The 26,729-nt window shown below is 60.9% G+C and carries 20 protein-coding genes and 9 pseudogenes; 12 read left to right on the top strand and 17 right to left on the bottom strand.

From position 1 onward, the window contains the following. Positions 1-102: 102 nt before the first annotated feature. Positions 103-369 carry a hypothetical protein gene (locus GA829_RS37740; protein WP_374940454.1) on the top strand — a complete coding sequence of 89 codons (267 nt, stop codon included), beginning with the start codon at positions 103-105 and terminating at the stop codon, positions 367-369. A 398-nt stretch (positions 370-767) separates the two neighbouring features. On the opposite strand, the pseudogene GA829_RS37165 reads toward GA829_RS37740, so the two are convergent. From GA829_RS37165 to istA, 3 genes and pseudogenes are all read right to left on the bottom strand, one after another. After that, a pseudogene (locus tag GA829_RS37165) lies at positions 768-926 on the bottom strand (IS110 family transposase); the annotation flags it as partial. A gap of 74 nt (positions 927-1,000) precedes the next feature. Then, positions 1,001-1,792, bottom strand: coding sequence for an IS21-like element helper ATPase IstB (gene istB / locus GA829_RS35700; protein ID WP_195180426.1), 792 nt, complete (start codon positions 1,790-1,792; stop codon positions 1,001-1,003). Further along, positions 1,782-2,909, bottom strand: a pseudogene (gene istA, locus GA829_RS35695) (IS21 family transposase); the annotation flags it as partial. The gene istB and the pseudogene istA, both read right to left, overlap by 11 nt. A gap of 232 nt (positions 2,910-3,141) precedes the next feature. Between istA and GA829_RS35690 the strand changes: the two are divergent. From GA829_RS35690 to GA829_RS35685, 3 genes and pseudogenes are all read left to right on the top strand, one after another. Continuing rightward, positions 3,142-3,914 (top strand): annotated as a pseudogene (locus GA829_RS35690) (IS3 family transposase); the annotation flags it as partial. Further along, the gene (locus GA829_RS37160; RefSeq protein ID WP_258052472.1) at positions 3,899-4,030 is read left to right on the top strand and encodes a hypothetical protein; all 132 of its coding nucleotides are present in this window, start codon (positions 3,899-3,901) and stop codon (positions 4,028-4,030) included. The pseudogene GA829_RS35690 and the gene GA829_RS37160, both read left to right, overlap by 16 nt. Positions 4,031-4,264: 234 nt before the next feature. Next, positions 4,265-5,273: pseudogene (locus tag GA829_RS35685) on the top strand (sensor histidine kinase). Between the two features lie 369 nt (positions 5,274-5,642). Here the strand turns inward: GA829_RS35685 and mgrA are convergent. The 6 genes and pseudogenes from mgrA to GA829_RS35655 all read right to left on the bottom strand — a co-directional run bounded on the left by mgrA (position 5,643) and on the right by GA829_RS35655 (position 11,767). Beyond that, positions 5,643-6,671: an L-glyceraldehyde 3-phosphate reductase gene (gene mgrA, locus GA829_RS35680; protein WP_195180425.1), complete on the bottom strand. Its 1,029-nt coding sequence runs from the start codon at positions 6,669-6,671 to the stop codon at positions 5,643-5,645. Positions 6,672-6,728: 57 nt separating this feature from the next. Further along, positions 6,729-7,922 carry a sugar ABC transporter permease gene (locus tag GA829_RS35675; protein WP_195180424.1) on the bottom strand — a complete coding sequence of 398 codons (1,194 nt, stop codon included), beginning with the start codon at positions 7,920-7,922 and terminating at the stop codon, positions 6,729-6,731. Between the two features lie 23 nt (positions 7,923-7,945). Continuing rightward, the gene (locus GA829_RS35670; RefSeq protein WP_195180423.1) at positions 7,946-9,490 is read right to left on the bottom strand and encodes a sugar ABC transporter ATP-binding protein; all 1,545 of its coding nucleotides are present in this window, start codon (positions 9,488-9,490) and stop codon (positions 7,946-7,948) included. Next, positions 9,487-10,359, bottom strand: a pseudogene (locus tag GA829_RS35665) (substrate-binding domain-containing protein); the annotation flags it as partial. The gene GA829_RS35670 and the pseudogene GA829_RS35665, both read right to left, overlap by 4 nt. A gap of 15 nt (positions 10,360-10,374) precedes the next feature. Further along, the gene (locus tag GA829_RS35660) at positions 10,375-10,566 is read right to left on the bottom strand and encodes a hypothetical protein (protein WP_195180422.1); all 192 of its coding nucleotides are present in this window, start codon (positions 10,564-10,566) and stop codon (positions 10,375-10,377) included. Positions 10,567-10,696: 130 nt separating this feature from the next. Further along, positions 10,697-11,767 (bottom strand): sugar ABC transporter substrate-binding protein, encoded by a 1,071-nt coding sequence (locus tag GA829_RS35655; protein WP_195180421.1) that lies wholly within the window; start codon positions 11,765-11,767, stop codon positions 10,697-10,699. Positions 11,768-11,916: 149 nt separating this feature from the next. Here GA829_RS35655 and GA829_RS35650 point away from each other — a divergent pair, with 149 nt between their 5' ends. Continuing rightward, positions 11,917-12,945, top strand: a complete 1,029-nt coding sequence (locus GA829_RS35650) for a LacI family DNA-binding transcriptional regulator (protein ID WP_195180420.1) — start codon at positions 11,917-11,919, stop codon at positions 12,943-12,945. 732 nt (positions 12,946-13,677) lie between these two features. On the opposite strand, the pseudogene GA829_RS35645 reads toward GA829_RS35650, so the two are convergent. After that, positions 13,678-13,887, bottom strand: a pseudogene (locus GA829_RS35645) (transketolase-like TK C-terminal-containing protein); the annotation flags it as partial. Between the two features lie 276 nt (positions 13,888-14,163). Here GA829_RS35645 and GA829_RS35640 point away from each other — a divergent pair. After that, positions 14,164-14,421 (top strand): annotated as a pseudogene (locus GA829_RS35640) (L,D-transpeptidase); the annotation flags it as partial. A gap of 9 nt (positions 14,422-14,430) precedes the next feature. Here the strand turns inward: GA829_RS35640 and GA829_RS35635 are convergent. After that, complete coding sequence (locus GA829_RS35635) at positions 14,431-15,375, bottom strand: sensor domain-containing diguanylate cyclase (protein WP_195180419.1); 945 nt, start codon at positions 15,373-15,375, stop codon at positions 14,431-14,433. 340 nt (positions 15,376-15,715) lie between these two features. On the opposite strand from GA829_RS35635, the gene GA829_RS35630 reads away from it, so the two are divergent. Further along, a complete protein-coding gene (locus tag GA829_RS35630) occupies positions 15,716-15,892 on the top strand; it encodes an SOS response-associated peptidase family protein (protein WP_195180418.1) in 177 nt (58 codons plus the stop codon). Between the two features lie 36 nt (positions 15,893-15,928). On the opposite strand, the gene GA829_RS35625 is transcribed toward GA829_RS35630, so the two are convergent. From GA829_RS35625 to GA829_RS35615, 3 genes are all read right to left on the bottom strand, one after another. Further along, positions 15,929-17,107, bottom strand: coding sequence for a putative bifunctional diguanylate cyclase/phosphodiesterase (locus tag GA829_RS35625; protein WP_258052483.1), 1,179 nt, complete (start codon positions 17,105-17,107; stop codon positions 15,929-15,931). A gap of 35 nt (positions 17,108-17,142) precedes the next feature. Further along, positions 17,143-18,278 (bottom strand): IS3 family transposase gene (locus GA829_RS35620; protein ID WP_374940362.1). Its coding sequence is split into 2 segments (ribosomal slippage): positions 17,143-18,008 and positions 18,008-18,278, totalling 1,137 coding nucleotides; the frame shifts between segments, so codons are not numbered across the junction. Positions 18,279-18,310: 32 nt separating this feature from the next. Then, the gene (locus GA829_RS35615; protein WP_195180416.1) at positions 18,311-19,504 is read right to left on the bottom strand and encodes a PAS domain S-box protein; all 1,194 of its coding nucleotides are present in this window, start codon (positions 19,502-19,504) and stop codon (positions 18,311-18,313) included. A gap of 763 nt (positions 19,505-20,267) precedes the next feature. On the opposite strand from GA829_RS35615, the gene GA829_RS35610 reads away from it, so the two are divergent. Continuing rightward, a complete protein-coding gene (locus tag GA829_RS35610) occupies positions 20,268-20,450 on the top strand; it encodes a hypothetical protein (RefSeq protein ID WP_195180415.1) in 183 nt (60 codons plus the stop codon). A gap of 224 nt (positions 20,451-20,674) precedes the next feature. Beyond that, positions 20,675-21,421 carry a DUF3991 domain-containing protein gene (locus GA829_RS35605; protein WP_195180414.1) on the top strand — a complete coding sequence of 249 codons (747 nt, stop codon included), beginning with the start codon at positions 20,675-20,677 and terminating at the stop codon, positions 21,419-21,421. Here GA829_RS35605 and GA829_RS35600 read toward each other — a convergent pair. Further along, positions 21,418-21,921, bottom strand: a complete 504-nt coding sequence (locus GA829_RS35600; RefSeq protein ID WP_195180413.1) for a hypothetical protein — start codon at positions 21,919-21,921, stop codon at positions 21,418-21,420. The genes GA829_RS35605 and GA829_RS35600 overlap by 4 nt on opposite strands. Before the next feature lie 16 nt (positions 21,922-21,937). Then, positions 21,938-22,381, bottom strand: coding sequence for a host attachment family protein (locus GA829_RS35595; protein WP_195180412.1), 444 nt, complete (start codon positions 22,379-22,381; stop codon positions 21,938-21,940). 411 nt (positions 22,382-22,792) lie between these two features. Here GA829_RS35595 and GA829_RS37735 point away from each other — a divergent pair. The 3 genes and pseudogenes from GA829_RS37735 to GA829_RS35580 form a co-directional block, all read left to right on the top strand. After that, positions 22,793-23,038, top strand: a pseudogene (locus GA829_RS37735) (DUF982 domain-containing protein); the annotation flags it as partial. 665 nt (positions 23,039-23,703) lie between these two features. Beyond that, positions 23,704-24,297, top strand: a complete 594-nt coding sequence (locus tag GA829_RS35585) for a DUF4360 domain-containing protein (RefSeq protein ID WP_258052471.1) — start codon at positions 23,704-23,706, stop codon at positions 24,295-24,297. Beyond that, a complete protein-coding gene (locus tag GA829_RS35580) occupies positions 24,288-25,736 on the top strand; it encodes a DUF4360 domain-containing protein (RefSeq protein WP_195180411.1) in 1,449 nt (482 codons plus the stop codon). Before GA829_RS35585 ends, GA829_RS35580 begins: the two co-directional genes overlap by 10 nt. 371 nt (positions 25,737-26,107) lie before the next feature. Here GA829_RS35580 and tnpC read toward each other — a convergent pair. Next, positions 26,108-26,674: pseudogene (gene tnpC, locus GA829_RS35575) on the bottom strand (IS66 family transposase); the annotation flags it as partial. Between the last annotated feature and the right edge of the window lie 55 nt (positions 26,675-26,729).

The following is a 26,729-nucleotide window of genomic DNA, read 5'->3' as shown; positions in this document are numbered from 1 at the left end:
CAAAAAGCTTTGTCGTCTCGGCGCTTTCACCTGCCCGCGCTTGACATGGATCGTGATAGAGTGGGCATCGCCTTGAGGGCATCCGCAATCCAGCGGCAAACAATGTCGACAACGCCGACGCAAAGCCATCTCTATCCTGGTATTCCGCTGGCGCTGGCTTCTGCCGCGCTGTTCGGTGCAACGCCACCTCTGTCGAAGCTGCTGCTCAATAACACCGACCCGTTTATGCTGGCGCGGCTTGGCCTCTATCACCTGTTGCGCTGGCAAGGCAACGCGACGAAGGCAGTGAAGCGCCGCTCGGCCGGAACGACCTTCTCTGGCTGGCGCCGGCAATCGGCATGGGCGGGGTCTTGGCACCGGTGCTGCTGATGTACGGCCTAACACTCAACACAGCCTCGAGCAGTGCCCTCCTGCTTAATCTCGAAGGCCTCGCCACAATGGCCATTGCCTGGCTGGTTTAGAAAGAGAATGTCGATCGACGCCTGCTGCTGGGAGCATTCGCGATCCTCGCCGGCGCCGTGGTGCTGTCGTGGCCCGGGTAGGGCGTGTCCCTGGACCTGGTGCACTGTTTATTGCGGGCGTTTGCCTTGCCTGGGGCTTGGACAACAATTTCACGCGTAAGATTTCGGCGAGTGACCCGGTCGCCATCGCAATGCTCAAGGGCCTGGGCGCTGGTGTCGTGAACGTTTCGATCTCATTGATCTCAGGAGCATCGTTCCCGCCGCCTTCGTCCATCGCTGCTGCCTTTGCGGTTGGCCTGTTCGGCATATGCCGGGGATCTGTCGCAGGAGCTGGTAATCCTCGCTGTGTCGCAGCAACTCGTCGGCCTGTTCCTCGATCTCGTTGCGCTGTCGGATTAGGCTTCGAGCTTCGGCTACGTCCATCCGGAACATGCGAATGGCAGGGGCATCAAGTGGCAGCGGCAGACTGTTGATTTCCACTCAGAACTGAGCCGGGTTTTCCATCGAGAAGTGAGCCACCTCTGATTATGGATTTCGGGTCACGCTGGGGTCAATGCATGGTTTGTCTCCTTTTTCTTGGCAGCGGCGGCTGAACTTGCCTTGAACCGGAAGCTGTCGTTTCCCGTTTCCAAGATGTGGCATCGGTGGGTCAGGCGGTCGAGCAAGGCGGTGGTCATTTTGGCGTCGCCGAAGACCGTGGCCCATTCGCTAAAGCCGAGGTTCGTGGTGATGACGACGCTGGTGCGCTCGTAGAGCTTGCTCAGCAGATGGAAGAGGAGAGCCCCGCCCGAGGCGCTGAACGGCAGGTAGCCCAACTCGTCCAGGATCACGAGGTCGAGCTTGGCCATGGCCTCGGCAATCTGTCCGGCCTTGCCTTTGACCTTTTCCTGTTCGAGGGCGTTGACCAACTCGATGGTGGAGAAGAAGCGGACCTTCCGGCGATGATGTTCGATGGCCTGAACGCCAAGGGAGGTCGCGACATGGGTCTTTCCGGTTCCCGGTCCGCCGATCAGCACGACATTCTGCGCCCCGTCCATGAACTCGCAGCGATGCAGCGTCCGAACGGTGGCCTCGTTGATCTCGCTGGCGGCGAAGTCGAAGCCCGAGAGGTCCTTGTAGGCCGGGAAGCGCGCGGCCTTCATGTGATAGGCGATGGAGCGCACTTCGCGTTCCGCCAACTCTGCCTTCAGCAGTTGCGACAGGATCGGGATAGCAGCTTCAAAGGCTGGCGCGCCTTGCTCGATCAGATCGGTGACGGCTTGCGCCATGCCATACATCTTCAGGCTGCGCAGCATGATGACGATGGCGCCGCTGGCGGGATCATGACGCATGGCGGCCTCCAGCGATCTGGGCACGAAGGCCGTCATAGCGTTCTACGTTCGCCTTGGGTTCGCGGTGCAGGGCCAGGGCCTGCGGGGTATCAAGTAGCGGCCCGCCGATCACCTTGCCGTCGATCAGGCGGTGCAACAGGTTCAGGACATGGGTCTTGGTCGGCACGCCCTCGGTCAGCGCCAGCTCCACGGCGGTGAGCACGGCCTGTTCATCGTGCTGCAGCACGAGGGCGAGGATATCAACCATCTCCCGATCGCCGCCGGGTTTGCGCAGCATGTGATCCTGCAACTGTCTGAAGGCAGGTGGTAATTCCACGAAGGGTGCGCCATTCCGAAGGGCGCCGGGCTTGCGTTGAACGACCGCCAGATAGTGCCGCCAGTCGTAGATCGTCTTCGGCGGCAGGTGGTGGCTACGTTCAATGATCCGGGCATGCTCACACAGGATATTGCCCTCGGCCGCCACGACCAGCCGGTCCGGATAGATCCGCAGGCTGACAGGCCGGTTGGCGAACGACGCCGGAACACTGTAGCGATTGCGTTCGAAGCTGATCAGGCAGGTGGGCGACACGCGCTTGCTCAACTCGATGAAGCCGTCAAAGGCGACGGGCAAAGGCATCAGCGCGGCCCGCTCTTCGGCCCAGACATCGTCAATCGTGCCAGCCAGCGTGCCATGGGCCGTCTCGCGCCACAGCTCCAGGCAACGCTGTTCCAGCCAGGCATTCAGTGCGGCCAGGTCGGGGAAGTCCGGCATCCCTTGCAGCAGCTGGTGGCGGGAATCCCGAACGTTCTTCTCGACCTGCCCTTTCTCCCACCCTGCCGCCGGATTGCAGAACTCGGGCTCGTAGACATGGTGGTTTGTCATGGCGAGGAAGCGCATGTTGATCTGCCGCTCCTTGCCCCGCCCGACACGGTCCACCGCCGTCTTCATGTTGTCGTAAATCCCGCGCCCGGGCACGCCGCCAAAGACCCGGAACCCCTGCCAATGCGCATCGAACAGCATCTCGTGGGTCTGCAATGGATAGGCGCGCAGAAGATAGGCCCGGCTGTGCGACAGCTTGATATGCGCCATCTGCAGCTTCGTGCGCTCACCACCCAGAACTGCGAAGACCTCGCTCCAGATCCCATGGGGATGCAAAACGGCCGATGCTCAGCCAGAGTGAGGCAGTCTATTCCCTCGGTTTTACGGAGTGCACGTTATGGACACTATACCAAATTCCGAAGCATAGAGCTGGCTCGGCGAATCTGCACAGTCGGGATAAGTGGAATTTCTGCCTGAGATCGGCATGATGCCGTGAACAGGAGAGAGCAGACGACCGCGCCGGAACCACAGCCCTGCCTTCGAGGCGAAAGTGGCGCTTGCCGCGATCAGGGGCGAGAAGACGCTGGGCGAATTGGCCGAGCAGTTTGATGTTCACGCCAATCAGATCACGTCCTGGCGCACACAGCTTCTGGAAGGGGCTGCCGAGATCTTCGGCGGTGAAAGCAAAGTCGGAGCGCCGCCACCGATCGATGTGAAGGAATTCCACGCGAAGATCGGCGAGTTGACGCTTACGAACGATTTTTTAGCCGGCGCGCTCACCAAGGCGGGATTGCTGAGCGCAAAACGATGATCGACCGTCAGCATCCTCTACCGGTCAGGAAGCAGGCGGCGGCCCTCGGTATCAGCCGGGGGAGCGTCTATTATCTGCCGCGACCGGTTCCCACCGCCGATCTGGCGTTGATGCTCCGGATCGACAAATTTCATCTGGATTATCCGTTCGCGGGCAGCCGGATGATGCGCGACTTCCTCGTTCGCGAGGGCTTCGATGTCGGCCGACTACACGTCGCGACGCTGATGAAGCGCATGAGGATCGCTGCTATTTATCGGCGACCGAACACCTCGAAGCCGGCTACGGGCCACAAGATCTACCCGTATCTGCTGCGCAAACTGCCGATCACGCGCCCCAACCACGTCTGGGCGATCGACATCACATATGTCCCGATGGTGCGCGGCTTCGTCTATCTCGCGGCCGTGGTCGACTGGTTCAGCCGCAAGGTGTTGGCCTGGCGGCTCTCGATCACCATGGACACGGCGTTCTGCATCGAGGTTGTCGAGGAAGCACGGGAGTGTCGCGGAATACCGTGACCAAGCATCTGGCGGCAGACACCATCGAGCCAAGATTCGCGACACCCGATCGTTCGAGCAAGCTTGACCCCTTCGCCGAGAAGCTATCCGGCTGGCTGAAGGAAGAGCCCTGAATTGTGCAATCCAAACAATATACGAGGAGGTCTATCTGCGGGCCTACGCGCTTCAAGCGCGTCACCCTGCGCTGCGAGAAGGCGAAGCGGGAACTTCGCCTCAATCATCGCTCTCGTCGCGGGCTTCATCTTGCTCAAATCCGTCCACAGCGGCTAGATTGCAAAGACCCGTCGCACTCCTGCCAAAAACATAAGTTCTTCCGTACCTCGCCGCGTAGCGCCCTTGAGGATTCCATGCCCACTACAGCAGAACAACTAAAGCCCCTACTTTGGGAACCGAAGAACCTCGTCCGTGCAATTGAAGCCGCGGGGGTCACCCTGTGGTCTTGGAATGTGGATACGGATGCGCTCGCCATGGATGATGGCGCCTATGATTTGTGGGGCATACCGCGCGGTACAGACGTCAAGTTTGAAGACCTGTCGGCCCATCCATCCTGCCGACCGCGACCGCGTGCGAGCCGCCTTCAATGCCACCCGCGCGATTGTCGGCCCATACGAGATCGACTTCCGCATCATGATCGGGGACGAACTCAAATGGATTTCCGCGCGCGGTCAAGGCGATGACGCGGGCATGGTCCAGCGGATAATGTTCGGCATCTTTATTGACGTAACCGGCAGAAAGCAGGCGGAAGAGGGCCGGGAATTGCTCGCGGGGGAGATGAGCCACCGCGTCAAGAACCTGCTGAGCATAGCCTCGGGTCTTACCGCCATCACCTCGCGCTCGACGTCCACGACTAATGATATGGCCCGCGAACTGACACAACGTCTAACAGCCTTGGGACGCGCGCATGACCTGGTGCGGCCGGTTCCCGGCCAGACCGAGGCCCCATCGGCGCTACTCGGCGACCTGCTTACGGTTTTGCTCGCACCCTATGACGATCTGGGAGCCTTTAGCGGGAGGATCCGGGTGTCGGTCCCAAGAATGAGCGTCGGTAAATCCTCGACGACCATCCTCGCGCTGATCATCCACGAACTTGCGACCAACTCTCTAAAATACGGCGCCCTTTCAGTCGAAACTGGCACGCTGGATGTGTCATGCTCGGCCCAAGACGAAGCCGTCACCATTGTATGGACGGAAAGTGGAGGGCCGCATGTCACGGAGCCGACGGCTGTTCGCGGCTATGGCAGTAAGCTTGTAGAGCGCAGCGTAACGGGGCATCTGCGCGGCAAGATTGCATATGATTGGGCGAAAGTCGGCTTGGTGGTTACGCTGAAAGTGGACCCCGACCGCCTTGCGCAATGACTGCTCATCGCGGGGCTACAGACCGCCCGCGCCGGAAGCAATCATGTGGCCGGCTGCGCAACCCGGACCAGCTTCGCCGGCCACCCCGGCCGTAGCGCCAAGACCCATCATGCACTAACATTAACCCCGGACCACCTGATGGGGGCAGGCCACCAATGCTGCCACCCGGCCGTAAGAGCCAGTGAAGCCGAGGGCCACAAGTTCGGCATGCAACTGCTTCACAGTCCGGCGCTGTTTACGCGACTTCCCCGCCTCAGTCCTCAGCCAGCCGGATAGCTTCTCGGCCACGTCCAAGCATTGCTCCTGCCATGCGCTATGCTCGTCTTGAGAGAAAATCATTTCGGATTCGAGTCATCGAAACCACTGAGTTCATCGCTTACTCGAAGCTGCCCACAAATTGATGTCGGACTCGCGCGCGTAAGTGTCGATCTCGGTGAGTTCGGCGTCGCTGACGTCGCGTGCGTTCAAGGCGCCAACGCAATCCTCGACCTGCTCTGGCCGGCTCGCGCCGATCAGGGCTGAGGTCACCCGGCCCTTGCGCAGCACCCAGGCTAGCGCCATCTGCGCCAGTGTCTGTCCGCGCCGGCCGGCGATGGCGTTCAACGCCTCGATGTTGGCGGTGGTCTTGTCGTTGATGAAGGCCGTCTTCAGCGATTTGCCTTGGCTGGCCCGGCTGCCGTCGGGGATGCCGCCAAGATACTTGTTGGTCAACATGCCTTGCGCCAGCGGCGAGAACACGATCGAGCCGACACCGAGCCCTTCCAGCGTATCGAGAAGGTCGTCTTCCTCGACCCAGCGGTTCAGCATCGAATAGCTTGGCTGGTGGATGACACAAGGCGTGCCGAGCTGCTTCAGGATGTCGGCGGCCTCGCGCGTACGCTGCGAATTGTAGGACGAGATGCCGGCATAGAGCGCCTTGCCCGAGCGTACCGCATGGTCGAGCGCGCCCATCGTTTCTTCCAGCGGCGTCTCGGGATCGAAGCGGTGCGAATAGAAGATGTCGACATAGTCGAGCCCCATCCGCTTCAGGCTCTGGTCGAGGCTGGCCAGCACATATTTGCGTCCGCCCCATTCGCCGTAGGGTCCGGCCCACATTTCGTAACCGGCCTTGGTCGAGATGATCAGTTCGTCGCGATAGCCGGCGAAATCGGTGCGCAGGATTTCGCCGAAGGCCGTCTCGGCCAAGCCGGGCGGCGGGCCGTAATTGTTGGCGAGGTCGAAATGGGTGATGCCGAGATCGAAGGCCTTGCGGCAGATGGCCTGCTTGGTCTGGTGCGGCGTGTCGTCGCCGAAATTGTGCCACAGCCCAAGCGAGATCGCCGGCAGTTTCAGGCCAGAGCGACCGCAGCGGTTGTAGATCATTTTCTCATAGCGGTTTTCGGCGGGGATGTAGGACATGCTGATGGCTCTCGCGAATAGAGTTTTCCTGCTGTCGGCAGGGAGGCGTCGACGGTGCTAGCGGACCACCGTCGAGCGGCGACGGCTCAGTTGGTCAATGGCGACGGCAAGAAGCAGGACGATGCCGCGCGCCGTGTCCTGATAGAAGGTGGGCACGTTCATCAGGCTCATGCCGTTGTTAAGGCTGCCCATCAGCAGGGCGCCTACCAGCGCGCCGAAAACACGGCCACGGCCGCCGCTGAGCGAGGTGCCGCCGATGATGGCCGCAGCGATGGCGTCGAGTTCCAGGAACAGGCCGGCACTGCCGGCAATGGCGCCGCTGACCCGGGCCGTGAGGGCCACGCCGGTAATGGCATAGCCCAGTCCTGCGATGACAAAGTTGATGAAGATCATGCGATCGACATTGATGCCGGACAGCCGCGCCGCCTCCGGATTGCCGCCAATGGCATAGAGCTGCACGCCAAAGCGAGTGCGGCGCATGAGGATGTCGGCGGCGATCGCGCATACGGCCACCAGCACGATGAGATAGGGAACGCCCTTGGAGGAAGCCAGCCAGATGGCGGCTATAGCGGCGGCCAGCGACGGCAGCAGCGCCCGGATGAGATCGCCTTTGAAGTTCGCGACGATGCCAAGCGCCAGCCCACGCCGCAGTTCGAAGACGTTGAACGCCGCAAACAGGCCGAATGCAACCAGAATCAGCACGATCGACAGGTCCGGCGGCAGGAACCCGGTCGCGATCTGCTTGAGGCCGGCGGGCAAGGGAGCGACCGTTGCTCCATTGGTGGCGATCATCGAAATGCCGCGAAAATAGAGCATTCCGGCCAGCGTCACGATGAACGACGACACCTTCATGCGCGTCACCCACCAGCCTTGCCATGCTCCCATCAACAGGCCGGCGCCGACGCAGACCAGGACAGCCACGATCGGATCGACGTTGAACTTGACGGTCAAGAGTGCCACGACGACACCGATCAATGCGACGGCGGACCCCACGGACAGGTCGAAATTGCGGGTGACGATCAGCATGACAGCACTGATCGCCGCCAATCCGACGATGGCCGTCTGCAGTGCCAGCAGGATCAGGTTGCGCTGCGTCAGGAAGGTGCCGTTGGTGGCGAAATAGAAGAACAGCCAGATCGCCGCCAGCACCAGCAGCAGCGTGGAATCGCGCAGCGACCTGCTGGAGAGCAGTTTTGCGACGGCAGAGGGCGCTGCCACGGGTGCGGCGATGGGTTGCGAAGGTTGGCTCATCATTCTCTTCCCGCTCAGTGGAGCTAGACGCCGGCTGCCAGTTTCAGCAGTTGCGCCTCGCTCAGATCTTTCCTGGCGACGTTGCCGGCGATGCGCCCGTTGCGCAGCACTACGGCCCGATCGCAAATTTCGACGATTTCCTCGGCGTCGGACGACACCAGCAGGATGGCGCAGCCAGCAGCCGCCAGTTCGCTCCAGATCTGCGTGATCTCGCTGCGCGCGCCGACATCGACACCGCGCGTCGGGTCGACCAGCAGCAGAATGCGCGCGCCGGCCGCCAGCCAGCGCGCCACTTGTACCTTCTGCTGGTTGCCGCCACTCAGCGTGCCGACCAGGACATCGACGTCGCCGGCCTTGATCTTCAGCCTGTCGAACAGGTCGTTGATCTTGCGGCGTGCAGCGACGCTGTCGATGAAGCCGCGCCGGCTCAGGCCTTCAAGGTCGGCCAAGATGGCGTTATCGTAGATCGAATGCTCGCCCGAGAGCCCGTCGCGGCGATCCTGCGCGATCAGGCCGATGCCGAGCTTCACCGCATCGACCGGCTGGCGGATCGACGCCTGCTGCCCCGCCACCAGTACCGTGCCCAAGGTCTTGCCACGCCAGGCGCCAAACAGCGCCATGGTGGTTTCGACGACACCCGAGCCGAGCAGGCCGAACAGGCCAACCACCTCGCCACGCCGCACCGTGATGTCGAGACCGCTGACCAGTTCCCTGCCGGTGGGATCAAGCACGGACAGACCGCGCGCCTCGATCGCCACGTTGCCGGCCGCGCTCTCATTGCGCTGATGGTGGCGCGATGCATTGCGGCCGATCATCAGATCGACGACGGCGTCGCGCGTCGTCTCGGCCGTGCGCAACGCGCCGCTGATACGGCCGTCACGCATGACGACGATGCGGTCGGAAATTTCGAACACTTCGGCCAGCCGGTGCGAGACGAAGATGATGGCGACACCGCGCGAGATGAGCTGGCGCATGCTGTCGAACAGGCGCTGCGTCTCGCGGTCGGTGAGCGCCGCAGTCGGTTCGTCGAGGATCAGCAGGCGCGCATTCTTCGACAATGCCCGCACGATCAGCACCAGTTGCTGACTTGCAAGGTCCAGTTCGCCGAGAGGCATTCTCGCGTCGATGTCGAGGCCGAAATCCGCCAGTGCCGCTTTGGCGCGGGCGAGCCGGAGCGGATGGTCCACCAGACCGAAGCGCACCGGCTCGTTGTTGAGGAAAAGCCCCTCCTCGACGGTCAGCTCGGCAGCGACGTTCACCTCCTGGGCAAGGAACGCCACGCCAGCTGCTTCCGCCTCCGCGACCGAATGGCATCGCAGGGGCGAGCCATCCAATATGACGTCGCCGGCATAGGATCCGAACGGATAGAGACCGGAGAGCACCTGGATCAGCGTCGACTTGCCGGCGCCGTTCTGGCCGAGCAAGGCGACGATCTCGCCGGGAGCGATGTCGAGATCGACATTGTCGACCGCCACCACTCCCGGGAACAATTTGGTCAGCGCGCGCACCTCGAGAAGCCTGGCGGCCACGGGCTCACGTGCCGGCTTCTCTTGTGCGGTTGCCATCATTTGCAGGTAGGCTTCTTGTCGGGCGCGTTCTTGTAGACCTCGTCGGCCGGCAGCCAGTAGTCGTGCTTGCAGACGAAATCGGCGATCGAAGCCTGGTCGACATAGTAAATCGGGGTCTTCACCCACGGCATGTCGCGCAAGCCATTGTTGACGGTGTCCTTGGTGTCGATCGGCTGGCACTGGGCCATGGCGACCGCCACCTTGGCCCCGGCGGTGCCCATTTCGTCGGGCGCCGGCCAGACGCTGCCGTCCATCTTGCCGTCGACGATCGCCTGCATGGCGGCAAGCTCCATGTCCTGGCCTGTGACCGGGATCGAGCCCGCCTTGAGGCCGGCGCCTTCGATCGCCTGCATGACGCCGAGCGACTCGCCATCGTAGGAGACCAGGAAGGCATCGACCTTGTTGTCGGTCTGGGTGAGGGCATTTTCGGCGAAGGCCTGTGCCGGCTCGGCCTTCCAGCCCTTGGCGAACTGGTCCATGACGACCTTGATGTCGCCCTTGCTCACCGACGAATCGATGACCTCGTGGTAGCCGGCCTGCATGTCGGTGGCGCCGGTCTGGCCGGGGTCGCCGCCGATCAGTGCGTAGTTGCCCTTCGGCACCTTGGCCAGGATCGCCTTGGCGATCATGCCGCCTTCCTTGGCGTCGCGGCCGATATAGGCGACCTGGTCGGCGCCGGTGATCAGGTCGTTGTAGGACGCCAGCGGGATATGGGCGGTGGCCGCCATCTCGGCGATCTGAGCGGCGACGTTGAAGTCGACAGGGTTGATGACGATAGCGTCGACACCCTGGGTGATGATATTCTCGGCCTGCGACACCTGCGCCTGTGCGTCGTTCTCGGCCGATTGGACGAGAACCTCGTAGCCCGCCGCCTCGGCGGTTTTCTAGAAGAAGGGCATATCCGCATGCAGGTAGCGGAACGCCGTCTGCTGTTTCATCATGAAGGCGATGCGTTTGGTGGTGCCCGGCTTGCACTGACCGTCCGCTGCCTGAGCCGGCATGGCGACACCGATGGCAAGCAATGCTGTTGCACCCGCCAATGCCAGCCGTGCGTTTGTGATCGTGACTGTGTTCATGGCAAAAACCTCCCTATGCCGGCGGCAGTGCCCCGGCTTGTTGAATGATCAATTCGTGTTGGGTCCGGCTGCGACAGGCGCGGCCCGGCAAGTGTCTATCCAGTGGCTGCCTGCAGGCAGCCTTGCCGGATCAGCAGCGCGGCTTCTTGTCGGCCGCGTTCTTGTAGACCTCGTCGATCTTCAGCCAGTAGGGATGATCGCAAACGAATTTGCCGATTTCGGCAGCACCTACGAAGTAGATCGGCGTCTTCACCCACGGGATGTCGCCGGCGCCGTTGTCGATGGTGGCGGAGGCATCGAAGGGCTGACACTGCGCCATGGCGACGGCGGCCTTGGCGCCGTTGGTCGCCATTTCGTCGGGAGCCGGCCAGACGCTGCCAGCCTGCCGTCCCTCGACGATTGCCTGCGCGGCTGAAAGCTCCATGTCCTGACCGGTGACCGGGATCGAGCCCGCCTTGATGCCGGCGCCCTCGATCGCCTGCAACACGCCCAGCGACATGCCGTCGTAAGAGACGAGGAATGCCTGGATGTCGTTGCCGTTCTGGGTCAGCGCATTTTCGGCATTGGCCTGCGCCGGCTCGGTTTTCCACGATGGCGTGAACTGGTCCATGACGATCTTGATGTCGCCCTTGGCTACCATCGGATCGAGGATTGCATGATAGCCCTCCTGCATCTGGGTCGAGCCGGTCTGTCCGGCATCGCCGCCTATCAGCACGTAGTTGCCCTTCGGCACAGCCGCGGTGATGGCCTTGGCCGCAACCATCCCGCCTTCCTTCGGATCACGGCCGATAAAAGCGGTCTGCTTGGCGCCCAGGATCAGGTCGTCATAGGAGGCGATCGGAATGTGGGCCGTGGTAGCTAGTTCGGCGATCTGGGCGGCGACATGGAAATCGACCGGCTGGATGACGATGGCGTCGACTCCTTGGGTGATAACGTTCTCTGCCTGTGCAATCTGGTTCTGCGCGTCGTTCTCGGCCGACTGCACGAGAACCTCGTAGCCCGCCGCCTCGGCTGTCTTCTTGAAGAACGGCACATCGGCATTGAGGTAACGGAAAGCGGTCTGCTGCTTCAGCATGAAGGCGATTTTCTTTGTGTTGCCCGGCGTGCAGGCATCGGCGGCGACGGCCGGCAAGGTCACCGAGAAGGCGATGATTACGGCGGATGACGCAGCGAGTGCCGAAATGGAGTTTCGAATTCTCATTTTATCCTCCCAGGTTTGGCAGGTTGATCTGCCATTCCGTTATCGCTAACAATGGATAACATGACGTGTCAAGCGCCGCAAATTCAAATATTGCCAAGCATAGAATGATATTATAACAATGAATGTATGTTACGTAACAGGAGAGCGCCTTGGCTGTAACGCTTCGCGATGTCGGGAAAAGGGCTGGCGTGTCGTCGATGACTGTTTCGCGCGTCATCAACGGCCGCGAGGGCGTTGACGTGGAAACGCAGAAGAAGGTCGAGGAGGCGATCGAGGCGCTGGACTATATCCCCAATCGGATCGCCCGCGGGCTGACCTCACAGAAGACCGCGACGATCGGCCTGGTCATTCCTGACGTCGTCAACCCGTTCTTCTCGCCGGTAGTGCGCGGCGCTGAAATGACGGCGCGCAAGGCGGGCTACCGCGTGCTGTTGTGTAATACCGAGGGCGACCTGAGGCTGGAGCGCGACTACATCGAGGATCTGGTCGCGCACCGGGTCGAGGGGCTTCTGCTGGCGCCGGCCAACGACCAGTCCCGGCACAGCGTGTTTCCGCTCCTGCGCCGCGATTTCCCACTCGTTTTGCTCGACCGCGCTCTGCCTGACCTCGATAGTGACCTGATCGTTTCCGACAGTGCTACCGGGGCGCGCCGTCTGGTAGAGCACTTGATCGCCGTCGGCCATCGTGACATCGCACACATCACCGACGCCGATGACACCTCGACCGGCCGCGAACGCCTGCGCGGCTACCGGGAAGCCCTGGCCGCCGCAGGCATCGCCTTTCGCGAGGAGCTTGTCTTTCGTACCACGGTCGATCAGATCGGCGGCTATCGCGCTGCTCAGCACGTGCTCGACCTCGAGCGTGTGCCGACGGCGATATTCACGGTCAACAACATGACCGTGGTTGGCGCCATGCAGGCGCTGCGTGAGTGCGGCATGGCCGTTCCTGACGACATGGCGCTGGTCTGCTTCGACGATGTCGAGCATCTGGCGGTGCTGTCGCCGTTCCTGACCGTCATCGACCAGCCCGCCGAGACATTCGGCAGCCTTGGTGCGCAGTTGCTGCTGGAGCGAATTTCCGGCAAGGCGGGCAAGCGCAGCCGGCGCATCGTGCTGCAGACGGATTTGATCGTCAGAATCTCGTGCGGGTCAAAAAGCGGCGTGCCGCTGCGAAGTTGACGCATTATTTTCGGCTTCTGCCTCTTGAACCTCCAAATCGACTCGCGTCTAGGAATTAGCGTGACCCGCGACGCTATGTACCAATTCGTCGGCTCGAGGAACGGTTCGGTCGGGTCGCTGACCTCAAAGATCACGACGGTGGCAGGCTCATCGCTGAGATTTGCGGCCCGCACCTCGATGTCGATAGGCTTGAGAAGCGCTTCGGCGACGGCGGCATTCCTGTTAACGCACTGATGATGCTCAATTCCATTACACCGCCGCGATGTGTGATCCAACGTTTTCGCGCCACAGCCTGTCTTTGCACGCTGGCATACGATCAGCGCTTGCGGCGTCTTGCGGAGCCTCAATCCGCCGCTGATCCTGCCGCCATGGTGGACCGTGACGACAGAGATTTCCGTGTCAGGCCCGGGCGTGTGCAAAGCGCCGGCACGCGCATCAATCCCCGCTCGATGCCGTTCGTGAGGCAGGTGAAGATCGCGGTGGGCAAGGCCGGCGGTAACCCGGGCAGGATCGGCGGTTCGACAGGGAACAAGAAAGGCGGTCGGTTCAACTCGAGGGGACGCGGAGCCAGCATCGCCGCAGGCCTATCGCGCGGCGGCAGCGGCCGGGGTCGGGAAGGGCGTGGCGGCCGCTTCCGGGCGCGGCGGGTGATGGTCAAGGCACGTCTGGTTAAGTTCGCGTCCCAGCGTGGCGCGCGCGGCGCGAAAATGCGTGCCGTCTCGACCCGGGCTTGATGCCCTCAGCTTTCAGCTGTTCGTATGCCGTCACGCAAAGCGCGACTTCGCTGCCGGTCGCCAGCAGCAGCACATCGGGTTTGCCGTCGAGAGCATCAGCAAGAACATAGGCGCCCTGTGCCACGCCGCCTGCGTTTGCATATATCGAGCGATCGAGCGTCGGCACCGCCTGTCGCGTCAGCACGAGGCAGACAGGCCTGTCCCTGAGATGCTGGCCTTCATTGTGTGATGGCAGCACTCGTAATCATCGCGCCATTCGGGACGGCCTTGGCCTGAAGTTTATAACCCACGTGACTGGGGCCCGCGCTACGGACAGGAAGTGACACTGGTTCTCACTGAGCGCGCGGAGGTTGTGCCGTGACAGAAGATCCGGCTTTCCTTCATCGCGGCCCGACGCCGAGAACGGGCGTCGGTTGCCCCTCTGAGCCGGCTGTCCAACGGAAGCACGGGACGCGTTGCTGTTCGGATGTTGCCGACGTCAGCGCCGACCTACACCTACAACCCGAAGATCAATTTCAAGCAGGGCGACAACGACAAGGTCCTGACCCTTCCGCCCGGCCCCAATGGTCCCGTCGGGACGATGTGGATCGACCTGTCCGAACCCAGCTTCGGCATCCATGGCACCCCCGAGCCCGCCCGCATCGACAAGACCGGCTCGCATGGGTGTGTCCGCCTGACCAATTGGGACGCCAGGGAACTTGGAACCCTTGTCGCCAAAGGCGTCTCTGTGGAATTCCGGTAATGTCCGGGGTCAGGCGCTCAGCTTGCCACGTTCGCGTTCGACGTCTGAGAAGCATCTGACACAATTCCTTCCGGAATGCTTGGCCGCATAGAGGGCGCGGTCGGCACGGGCGAGCCCTGCATCAATACCCTGATCTACCGGCCTCAGCTGTGCCACGCCAAAACTGGCGGTCAGTTTAATGTGGTTCTGGCCGTCACTCACCGGCATAGCTGCAATTGCGGCGCGGAGCTTTTCGGCCACGCTCGAGGCACCCGCCTCTTTCGTCCCCGGTAGCAGAATGACGAACTCCTCCCCGCCATGACGGGCGAACACGTCCATCTTGCGGAGCGATTGTCTGCATGTGTTGGTCAGGCACCGAAGGGCCTCGTCGCCAAGGGCATGCCCATAGGTATCATTTACCGATTTGAAGTGGTCCACATCCAGCATGATTACGGAAGCCGAAGCACTAAAGCGACGGACCCGTTCCAGTTCAAGGTCTGCCGTCTGCTGGAAGAACCGGCGGTTTGGCAATCCGGTCAGCGGGTCGGTCGCCGCCAAGCGAGCCAGCTCCAACTCAATGAGTTTACGGTCGGTGATATTAAGATGAGAGATCACAGCGCCGCCATGTTCTGACCGTAGCGGCGTCACCCGCCCCAGAAACCATCTGTTCTGCGTCGGCGAATGACAGGGATATTCCATCTGGAAAAGCTCGGTCTCGCCGCTGAGCACAGACTGGACACCGAGCGCGAATGGCTCGCCCTCTTCGGAGCCTGGACCTGCCGCGCTTCGGCAAACCCTGAGATAGTGGGTGCCGACGTCGGATCGGACTGGGCCGGACGAGTTCTCGCGATTGAAAGTCGACCACGCGCGATTGACGGCGATAATCACACCTTGCCGATCAATGACGCAGAGATGCGATGCCAGCGCGTCTATGACGGCGGCGGCGAAACCCTTCGATTCCAATATCGGTGTCATGCAGGCCCTCCTCGGCGGCTGACTGTCCCTGAATCTGCAGTTGGCGCATAGGGCGCAACGTGCGGTTTACCGCGAAACATGAGCCCAACCTTTGAAGGCCTCCTTAACATTGCTCATCAAAACGGTGCCTCGCAGCGGAAGGACCCACGCGGGTGGCTGACGGAAGGCTGCCTGTTTTACGCCAAGCCCGGATGACCATGCCGCGATAGCCGCATAGTTGCACGGCCTTCGCCAAAGCTAAACGTCCCCCCGACGACGGCCGGCCAATAGGTGCATCTTGGACCGCACGGGTATCTCCGTCTCGCTTGCAGACGGTTCTCCTCCCGGACATATTCACCCCATGTGCGGACGTTTTACACGCTACCTGAATTGGCTGGAGATCCATGTGCTCTATCGGCTCACGCTCGATTGGGACAAGGGGCGCAACGACTCGCGGTTCAACATCGCACCGAGCCAGGACGTGCCGTTCGTCACTGCTGGCGGCGAAGGCAACTATTCCTTGCGTAAAGGCCGCTGATCGCTGCACCCATCAGGCGTCGGCGATCGACGTTCGTCACGCGTGAGCTGCGCTGGCTCCTGCGGCGCAACCGTTGTTCAATCGCAAAATTAGGTGATTGACCTCATCCGACGGCACGGAGGCGCTGAACAAAAATCCTTGTGCCTCATCGCACCCTTTAACCCGCATGCGCTCCAGTTGCTCCACCGTCTCGACACCCTCCGCGGTCACTTTCATTCCGAGAGAATGCCCCAGCTGTATGACGGAGCGGACGATGGCGCGCGCCTCGCTTGTTCCAATCGTCCCGCTAATGAAGCTCCGGTCAATCTTCAACTTGTGGAACGGGAAGCGCTGTAGATAGCTCAGGGAGGAGTAGCCCGTGCCGAAGTCATCGAGAGATATCCGCACTCCCAGCGATCGGATCTGATGCAGTATCGCCAGGCTCTCGTCGCTTCCCTGCATCAGCACCGACTCGGTAATTTCGATTTCAAGCCGGGATTCGTTGAGACCGGAATCAGAGAGTGCCCCGGCAATCTTCAGCGGGAGCGTTGGCTCAAACTGCCTTACGGATACATTCACCGCCACTCCAACGTCACCGGGCCATGTCGCGGCGGCCAAGCATGCCTTTCTGATCACCCAATCGCCGATGGCAACGATCGCCCCCGTTTCTTCGGCCACCGGGATGAATTCCGCGGGCGATACCCGCCCGCTCGCCGGATGGTTCCAACGCAGCAATGCTTCAAACCGGCACACGCGCCCCGTGGCAATCTCGATAACTGGTTGATACTCGATCTCGAATTCCTGCGCGTCGAGTGCCTTGGCAACTTCGCTTTTCAATCTTTCTCGGCGGAGAAACACGTCTTCCATCGCCGTTGCAAACAGGCGCGCCGTGCCTTTGCCAGCGTCCTTGGAAGCATAAAGGGCAATATCCGCCCTCTTGAACAATTGCTCGGTGTCAACGCCGTCTTTCGGAGACATGGCGACACCCGCGCTTGCTTGAATCGATACCAATAGCCCCTCTATTTCGAAGGGCGTCCCGATCAGTGCAATCATGTGATCCGCCAGAGCCAGGGCGTCGGGTGCCGTCACATTGCGCCGCATTACGGCAAATTCGTCGCCTCCAATGCGGGAAACCTGATCGGAGACGTCAAGCGCCGACTTCAGCACAGCTGCGACATGCATCAGCACCTTGTCGCCGACGGGATGTCCCTGAGGTGGTCCCGCTTGGTGAGACAGTTTGGCGGCTTGGCTAAGGTGGATCGGGGTTGTTTCTACGCCGCCAATAGCTCCGTCATTTCTGCGATAGCATAGACCTCGTCGGGCGTCCTGCCGGAGAAGGTAGAGTGCGGGCGCAGCCGATTGTAATAGTCAATCCAGGAACCGATGCCTTTGCGCGCCTCGCTGCCGGTCTCGAAGGCGCTGAGGAAGACGCATTCGTATTTGAGGCTTCGCCATAGCCGCTCGATGAAGACGTTGTCCATCCAGCGGCCGCGCCCGTCCATGGAGATGCGGATCCCAGCGTCCTTCAGCGTCGACGTGAAGGCGAAGCTGGTGAACTGGCTTCCCTGATCCGTGTTGAACATGTCGGGCCTGCCGTAGCGGGCGATCGCCTCTTCAAGCGCGGCAACGCAGAAGTCGGCATCCATCGTGTTCGACAGCCGCCAGGCGAGCACCTTGCGGCTGAACCAGTCCATGACGGCGACGAGGTAGAGAAAGCCGCGCCGCATCGGGATATAGGTCACGTCGGCGCACCAGACCTGGTCCGGCCGTTCGATCGCCAGGTGCCGCAGCAGGTAGGGATAGATGCGGTGCTGAGGATGCGGCGTGCTGGTCTTCGGCGCCTGGTAGATCGGCGATAAGCCAATCTTGCGCATCAGCCGCCGGACCCGCTTGCGGCCGACGCAGCAACCCTGACGCCGCAGATGCCGCGCCATCTGTCTGGAGCCATACCAGGGCATTTCCATGAAGGCCTCGTCGATGACGCGCATCAGTTTGAGGGTCTCGGGCGTCTCGTCGACGGGCTGTCGATAGAATGACGCCCGCGAGATCGAGACAAGCTCGCACTGGCGGCGGATCGAGAGCCGTGGGTGATCGGGATTGATCATCATTCTCCTCCGATCCAGGCTCAGCGATCGAAGGTCTTGGCCAAAAAATCCCGCTCGACCACGAGCTGGCCGATCTTGGCGTGAAGCTTCGTTACCTCGGCTTCCCGGCCGACCTGCGCATCCGCGGCCTTGTCGTCGAACGCCTTGGCCAGGTTCTCGATGGCCTGCCGCTTCCACTGCGTGATCTGGTTGGGGTGAAGCTGATGCTTCGTCGCCAGTTCAGAAATCGTCCGCTCGCCGCGGATCGCCTCAAGCGCAACCTTGGCCTTGAAATCGGCCGTAAACCGTCTGCGTGTCTTCATACTGGATCGTCCTCTTCATCGGGCGATCCACCTTATGCCCCTGTCTCAAAATCCGGCACCACCTCACCCCGAGTGTCGTTGACGCCTTTGAAATCGTCCAAATCGATGACAATGACGGCTGTGGGTGTACTGCTCGCATCGGCCAGTGCTCGTTCCAGGCTTTTGCCAAACTGGAACCGGTTGGTCAGGCCTGTTAAATGGTCGTGTTCCGCAAGATAAGCAATTTGCTCACCGGCGAGCTTGCGCTCCGTTATGTCCTCTACGATAGCGAAACCGAACCTGGGTTCCCCATCCTCATCGCTGGCAATCAGAGTTCGGGTTCCCCACCGGATCGAGCCGTCTTTGCAGCGATAGCGCCGCTCGCCTTGCCAGGATGGATCCCCGGAGGCCAGAGCTTGAACCGCAGCAAGATCCGCGTGTTCGTCTGCCGGGACAGAAAGTTCGGCGATGGTCATATGAAGGAGCTCATCGGCTGAATAGCCGGTAAACACTTCGTACTGTCGGTTCACCCGCACGAACTTTCTCGTCTTTAGGTCGAGCCATGCCATCGGGATGCAGGACACATCGAATACGTTGAGAAATCTTCGCTCACTCAAGGTCAGTTCGGCGTTCTGCACGCGCAGCCCGGCCTCGGTGTCAAGTCTGCGCAGCTCGGCCGCGATCAAGCCAGCCACCAATACAATTGAAGCGGGATAGAACAGGATTGCTGCTCCGAAAATAGCTTCTGCTACGGCGATGACGGTCGCAAAGGGCGTGGTCCCCATAAGCCAACCGAGGAAAGGCACGAGGGCATTCAGCACCGCCAGCGCTACGCCGAACAACGCAAGGTTGGTCTTTGTTCTTTTGATAGGAGCCCACTGGAATGCGATGGAAAGCAGTGCGCACAACAGGATCGCGGACGTCGCACCGACAAACTGACCACCCATCGCGATACGGAAAAGTACCGCAAAAGCCGCACAGACGATCGCCGCAATAGGTCCCCCCGAAAGGGCGGCTATCGCAATAATGGCGTTTCGCATGTCTCCAAAGATGCCTTCGGAGATGGGAAACGCTGTCAACATGGACGCGACGACTGTCCCGCCGAACATGATGCCCAAGCTGAGCGAGCGAAGGCGTGTCGGGAGACGTGTGAGATAGGGCAAGGCTCGCGTGAGCAGAAAGACGCATCCCAACGTCACAAGGACGTTGGTGAACATTCCGATCGAGACCTGATGCATTGTCGTCATGACGGTCACCACCTGCGTGCAACAGGTTTTCCGCGACAAATCTTAAGATTATAGATGCCAAATCGCGCCAGCGTAGCGGCGCCTTCTAGCGCGACCCCATTCTATTCGGGCAGGATACGTCAATTCCAACGCATGAACGCCGGTGTCACGCGAGGCTTCAGCCGCCGCGACCCTCAGAAGCGCTACGCCATCGTTCCATGTCGTGGACGGGGATACCATCCGGATCGAGGGGTAGCGCGAGGGAATGCGGCTGGTCGGGTTCATGCGCCGGGTGTCTTCTCGCCCTCTGCGCTGGAAAAAGCAGCTTGGTGATCGGGCGACGTCGCGACTGAGGCAACTGGTGGTCGACGGTGATGTGGCGTTGCGTAGGGTGGCGTCCTCTTCGTGCGTGAAGAAATGATCACATCGCACTGTTCCGTCTCCTCCTAGAACGCAGCAAATGCACTGGCCGTAGCAGTTTCACTGCGGTCTTCTTCCCTGAGGTGCTGGACGGGACCGGATGTGTCCCGGCGCGGCAGTGCCGTTTGGCATCCGGGAAAAGAGCGAGCGAGGGCGCGCGGACCTCCTTCGGAGCAAGTCCGACCCCGCTCTCCATGGATGGCTTTCCTGCCCTCCGCCCGGCCTTCCACGATCAACCCGCGAGGGGTCGGCTATGCGGAGATGCCGCCGCTGCGGCTTCGCCTGCGCGGTGATCGCGTCCGGTTGAGGACACTGACGGACCCATCGAGCGGGGATCGGCCTCGCTCCAAGGTGGAGCCCTCAAATGTCGCACGAGCTTTCCCTCGCCCAATCCCACGCGTTCCAGCTCGCCCGGACCCTGATGGTTCCGGTCCCGCTGTTCCAGGTCGATGGAGAGTTCGGCGTCATGCCAAGCGATGAACTCGACGACGCAGACGTGGTCGTCATCGACGAATACGATCCGCACGAGTACGGCCCGGCTCATTGAGCCGGGATCGCCCTGACGGGCGTGTGCCGCTTGCGCGCGGGCGGCCGCAAGGGACGCTACGCCGCGTCTGGTTGACGTCACGGCGCTGCGCGCCATGCATGGTTTATCAGTTGCCAGACGCGCCCTTGCCCCCTTCGCTCTTCGCGGAGGCCGAGGATGGTCCCGCGAGGTGCGGGGAAGGGAACAGACAAGGAAGGCGGACGCCTAAGCGCGCCGGCGAGGAAATGGAAAAGAACGAAGTGGAAGAACTACGGGGCCGAGTGCAATGCGCGGCCGTGCTCGAGAAGGCCGGATTTGCGATTGATCTGAAGGAGAGCACACGCAAGGCTGTCAAATACCGGCGAGGTGAAGACATGATCATCGTGATCCATGACGGCAAGGGCTGGTTCGATGCTCGCTCCGACGTCAAGGGCGACGTGTTCTCACTTGTCGAGCATCTCGATGACATCGGCTTCGCAGAGGTGCTGCAGCGGGTTTCGGAACTGATAGGCTTAGTGCCGAGGGAAGCGGTCTGGACGCGCCAGCCCCGCGAGCGAGAGCCCGTTCTCGGAATTCCCGGTCGCTGGCGCGCGCGGCGCAAGCCGTGGCGAGGCTCCATGAGTTGGCGCTATCTGCACGACGAACGTGGTCTTCCGGAGACGGTCCTCCGCGCCGCGATCCAGGAGGATCGGCTACGCGAAGGGCCTCGCGGCAGCATGTGGGCGGCACATGTCGATGATGACGGCGACTTCGAGCGGCTGAAGCCAGCCCGGGAGTGTGTTCCCTCAAAGGCTCCCAACATCGTCCTTCACGCCGACCTCCGAAAGGTGCCGTCGGAACATCGCTTACCTTTGATACAGCGGTATGTGCGCGAAAGAATAAGGTCACGTATCCGATTGAGCTCACGTGCCAATCGGCGAGGTAGGCGGATGGTCTTATCTCCGTCTGCCTGCCAGCTTGAACGCCGAGCCTGGCCAAGCAAAAAACGCTAAGAACGGCTGAGATCAATCCGGCTGATTACAATGTTCTTACCAGTCGACGGGTCCTTGTCGATGGTCGTCAAACGCATACCATCGTTTCCAACTTTTTCCAGCCTCAACTGGGCTGCCCGGTCGCCATTGACTTCCTTTGCCCAATGAATGCCGAGAACCAAAGCGTTGCCTGAGCGATTGCCACTGAGGCCGGCGGGGCCGGTGCTCGATCCAGTGTATGTGCCCGTATAGGTTTTACCATTGGTCTTGACGTCGGCGCCTATCGCCCGTGAGAAAACCACGTAACCTGTGCATTTGCCATCAAGTGATAAAGAGCTTTCAGTCGCGTTGGACGCGAATTTGCAGTTGATTTTGATGGGCTGGGAATCGGCGTCTACTTTGACGGTGCCCTTACCAACCCAGCTCCCCGCGAACGATTTCAGGAAGGCAGCGTCAGCAGCATGGGCAGGCCCTGCGATGAACAGCATAGCCGCTGCCAGCCAGCCAATGGATTTTGTCATGACTAAAGTCCTTCAATTAGGCGCGATGCAAATCTTTGGTCGTGCCAGACATCCGTCTATGCGCTGGCAACTGCTTTTCGATCTCCTGGGCCGAATGGCCCGTGAGGTCCTTAGGGATTTCGCCAATAAGCGCCGCCGATAGTTTCTGATGATAGTGCTTGCGCAGTTCGCCAAGCGTTCGAGGCGCGGCGATGATGATCAGATTAGCGATTTGCCCGCCCAGAACCTGTCGGTTGAGCAGTTCGGCAGTTCCAGATGCGAAACTGTCTTCCTCGATTTGACTGCTGTCTGGATTGGCGGAGCTGCTTTGATGACGCGCGCCGGACCCCTTGTTCTCATTTGACACGTCTTCAGCCTCCAAAGCTGTTAGCTTTGGATTGGCTTCGTCTCCTGAGTTGCGAAGCAAGTTGAGCCTCTCGCCATCAGCTACGGCAACGGTCCCTCCCTTGGGAATATCCATTTGTGATCGTCTCCGAATTGCGCCAGTCGTTGGCTAATCAGATTGTAAGCCTGCTGACGTCAGTCTCAACGCCCCAAGCTGCCAATGGATGCCTGGGGTCTGAGCCTGTCATCGAAGCCGGCTACCTGAAAGCTGTGCCGATCGGGCGTAAGCCGCAAATAACACGGTGGTATGATTATGAGATCGGCATCGGGCGCCTGACTTGTTGTACCTATAAATTGGATTGCATCCGCCACTGGAACGAATGTCGTCACACCCAGTTCGCTGAGATTAACGGGGGCCGGGTGTGACGATGCACGACGCATTCTTCAGGATACCAGTGATCGTTGAGTTACCAACTGGCGAACTTCGCAACCTGTCTAGGGTGTCCGAGGCTGCCATCTTAATGATGGAAAGTCGCCAGAGGATCATGGCTCAAGGTACCGTGAGGCGCTGCAGGCTTGCACAAGGTCACTCACTACAGCGGACGATTTCGAAAATGCCCGTCGGGCGTTTCTGACGGCTGCCAAGGGACAAACTTATAGCCAATTATTGGCTGATGATCATCCGCTGCTTGTCGCGGGTTTTTACTGGCGTCGAAAGGTCCGCCGCCCTCGCCACGCGGGTAGGCCTCCGATTAGCGGAATCGCCACAAGCGAGATAGGATGCCCACCATGAAATGGGATCGTACGCATACCGCGCTGGCTTTAATGCTGTTGGCCGTCGTTTTGATTGCAGCCTACCTTTTGTTTTTGGCGCCGCCGGAGCCAGTTTCGCCCCTGTAGTGGCAGCCGAAGCCAGCCGGGCTTATCCTCATCTAGAGTATCCTTGGCGTATTTGCCTTCCGCACGGGCGTAACTGTACGTGTCCCGTTGTGCTGTCGCACCTCAGCCAAAGCATGGCTGATTTCTTCGCCACGGCGCAAGCGTCGACTGTGATGCTGTTGTTGACCTGATAAGCCGCGCCATTGATTGCCCGATGCCTTTCAGGCAACTCGCCACCACGGCGCGCCGGCTAGCTTTCTAGCGCCAGTCCGTCCGCACGACGTAGCGGGTATAAGCACGCTCGACACCGGCGGCGGCCTTCTTCCCTGGCGTCGACGTTGACGGTAAGAAGTCTGCGGTCTGCTCCCGAAAGATGCGCGTGGCCCGTGCCTGCGACAAATACGTTTTCGGTACACCGGCCATTTTTTTTGAAGCGACTCTTAATCCTCACCATGTGCCGGTCCATTTTGGCTGATGAATGAGCGGTGAACCGGCACGTCAGCCTTGGTTAACCCTATTCGCGTTACGTGTGTTCCAAGGAGGTCGATCAAGGTGCCTCCCCCTAACAAAGGAACGCTCATGAAAAAGACAGTCTTCTTGTTGTGCGCGATGGGGATGATGACGTCCCTCGCGCATGCCGACGACATTGCTCTCGGGGTCCCTGGATACGGTGGTAGCGGATGCCCAGAGGGCAGCGTTTCTGCAACTCTTAGCCCAGATTCCAAGTCGTTAAGCCTGCTTTATGATCAGTACCAGCTCGCAGTTGGTGGCACCTCAGGCAAATCGTTTGACCGCAAAAGCTGCAACGTCGCCATACCTGTCCACGTGCCGCAAGGCCGGAGCATTTCCGTCCTGGCTGTCGACTATCGTGGTTTCAATCACCTGCCGAAGGGCGCCACGTCGCAATTCAACGTCGAGTACTTCTTTGCCGGTGGTCGCGGTCCGGCCTTCAGGCAGAACTTCAGTGGCGTGCTAGACAAGGACTACACAATCTCCAACCAGTTGGTAGCCGATGCGCTTGTCTGGTCGGGCTGCGGCGTGGACGTCAACCTGCGCACCAATTCCAGCATGCGGCTGAAAACGGTCCAGAATCAGGAAGCCCTGTCGACCGTCGACACCGAGGACGTCAATGCAGCGATCGTGTATCACTTGCAGTGGCGTGCATGTCAGTGAGCCTGTTTTGGAGGCGGCTGAAACCAGCCGTCTCCGGCCTTGAGGAGAATCAGCTTTTGATGGCGTCTGGTCGCGTACTTCTTCCTGTGTGCCTACTTTTTCTGGCTGTCAGCGGAGCATCGGGACAAGAAATCTGCGCTGCCAGTGTGCCGACGGTGACCCCCGACGGCGCCACTGCTAGCGTTTTCTTCGATAGTTTTTCTGTGTCCGCAGGGAGCGGCGGGGTGTCCACTGGTTCTCGCACCTGCGGTGTCGTCATCCCTGTCCAACTGCCGTCAGACAGCGTCGGCATCTACAAGATCGACTATCGCGGCGGCGTAGAACTGGCCGCCGCGCAGATCGCGCACTTCACGGTTACGCCAGCGATCGGCTCGGTGCTCGGCGTCACATTCCAGGGTGACAATCATGGCGATTTCGTTTTGACGCAATTGGTTGGATCGGGGCGAGATAATGCGCTGATCTTGAATCTAGTGCTTGTTCTTGAAGCGCAGCAACTGGGCGACGCCTTTGCTGGTCTCGATTCGGCCGATGTTACCACCATCGACTACGCGCGTTTTTCATCGATCAAAACATCGATCGACAAGCTTGCCGCAGAGCGTTCGTCGGTGGCGGCCCATCTGGGCGGAACCGCCGATTTGCTGCTGGGTTTTTTGGCGCCGGTGCAAGGAGAGAATGACGCGACCCTGCTAGCAAGCGGCGGCTCACCCATGATCGGCGCCAGTGGTCACTATGCGATCGATGACGGCTTCAGCCTGCTGGCGGGCGCTGCCTACGTTCATCAGTCCGCTGGCGGCGCCGACGCAAACGGTCCCTTGCTTGCCGGCGCGCTGCGCTATGTGCAACCAGGGACAAACTCCGTTCGTCCGTTCGCGGAGGGAGGCATGTGGGGCGCACCCGAGGTCACTATGCACTTGTCACGACAATACCAAAATCGCGCCGGCGCAGTCGAAAGTGGTGGCGATGCTTCGGGGAGCGCATTAGGAATCTACGCACGAGCAGGCGTTATTTACACGCCCAATGCAGCCAACGAACTCTCTATTTCAGGAGGGTTGGAGCAAGGCTGGCTGCGGGTTGGCTCTTATGCCGAAACCGGCCGCTCTGGTAACCTGTTTACCGCGCGCATCGGCAACAGCACATCAAGCACCACATCGGTGAAAGTTACCGCAGCCTGGACCACTTCGGGTTTGAGCGGGCTCGACCTGACGCTCTCCGCAGCACTCGGCCGGACCCTTGGGAGCGGCAGGCCCGTCTCCGCGAACGTGGACTGGGTCGGCCCGGTGGAAGGGCGGGCCGGCGATTTCACGTTTGTCGAATATGGCGCGCGAGTCGGCTTGAAATTTTCCTCTCGCGCGAAAGTCGATGCATTCGTGTTCGGTACGGCCGGCCAAAAGATCGGCACGAATGTGCAGTATGGCGCCGCTCTTAGGCTGGGCTTCTGACGTCGCTCACGGCGAAGTTCCGCATTTGGCGGCGTGATCGCCCGCACAAAAACCCGGCACTTTGTAGGGATCCAGAGGTAGTTCGACAGGACCAAAGGCAATCCGCCGGGCAGTTGTGGGGAGATCACCATCCTGGAACGGGCGCGGCGTTTGGTTGGAAGGCGCAGAACTCAGGCGAGGCAGTTCTTAGAATCCGGAGCCCTGCGGCGACGGGCTAGCTTACCACGTTCGATGCCCACCGCACGCTAGAAATTGCCAGGTAGCGGCTCGATTGGCCCCTCGTCTGAGGGCTCAGAGGTAACAAGACCCTTAATGGAGCTTCTTCTATCAATCTTACTGTGAGAATGCGCTGTCCGGTGTAACCGCTGTTCTCAGGCCACGGCCTTGAGTGGCGCGGGGGCATAGGCCCAGGGCAGCAGGTCGTCGAGCTGGCTTTGCGGATGGCCTGCGACGATGCGGGTAATGACGTCGGCGAGGTAGGCGTACGGGTCGACGCCGTTGAGTTTCGCGGTTTCTACGAGCGAGGCGATGGTCGCCCAGTGCTCGCCACCGCCGTCGGAACCGGCGAAGAGCGCATTCTTCCGATTGAGGGCGATTGGCCTGATCGAGCGTTCGACGACGTTGGAGTCGATCTCGACGCGGCCGTCGTCGAGGAAGCGACCAAGTCCGGCCCAACGCGAGAGCGGGTAGCGGATTGCTTCAGCGAGCTTGCTCTTCTGGCTGACCAGGGCGAGCTTCTCGCGCAGCCATGGCTGGAGGGTATCGATGATGGGGCGGCTTCTCTCCTGGCGCGCGGTGCGCCGCTCTTCGGGCGAGCGTCCCCGTATCTCGTTCTCGATCTTGTAGAGCTCGGCGATGCGCTGGAGCGCCTCCGTGGCGATCGGCGCGGGCCCGGACTGGGCCAGTTCGTAGAAGCGTCGACGGACATGTGCCCAGCAGAGTAAGCGGGGCTCTGACCGCACCTTCTTTGTCGGGGCCTGACGGGGCATTTTG

It is taken from the genome of Mesorhizobium sp. INR15 (assembly GCF_015500075.1).
In the GTDB taxonomy this organism is placed as follows: Bacteria; Pseudomonadota; Alphaproteobacteria; order Rhizobiales; family Rhizobiaceae; genus Mesorhizobium.
The sequence above is the reverse complement of the archived record's forward strand: the minus strand, read 5'-3'. Positions and strand labels throughout refer to the sequence as shown.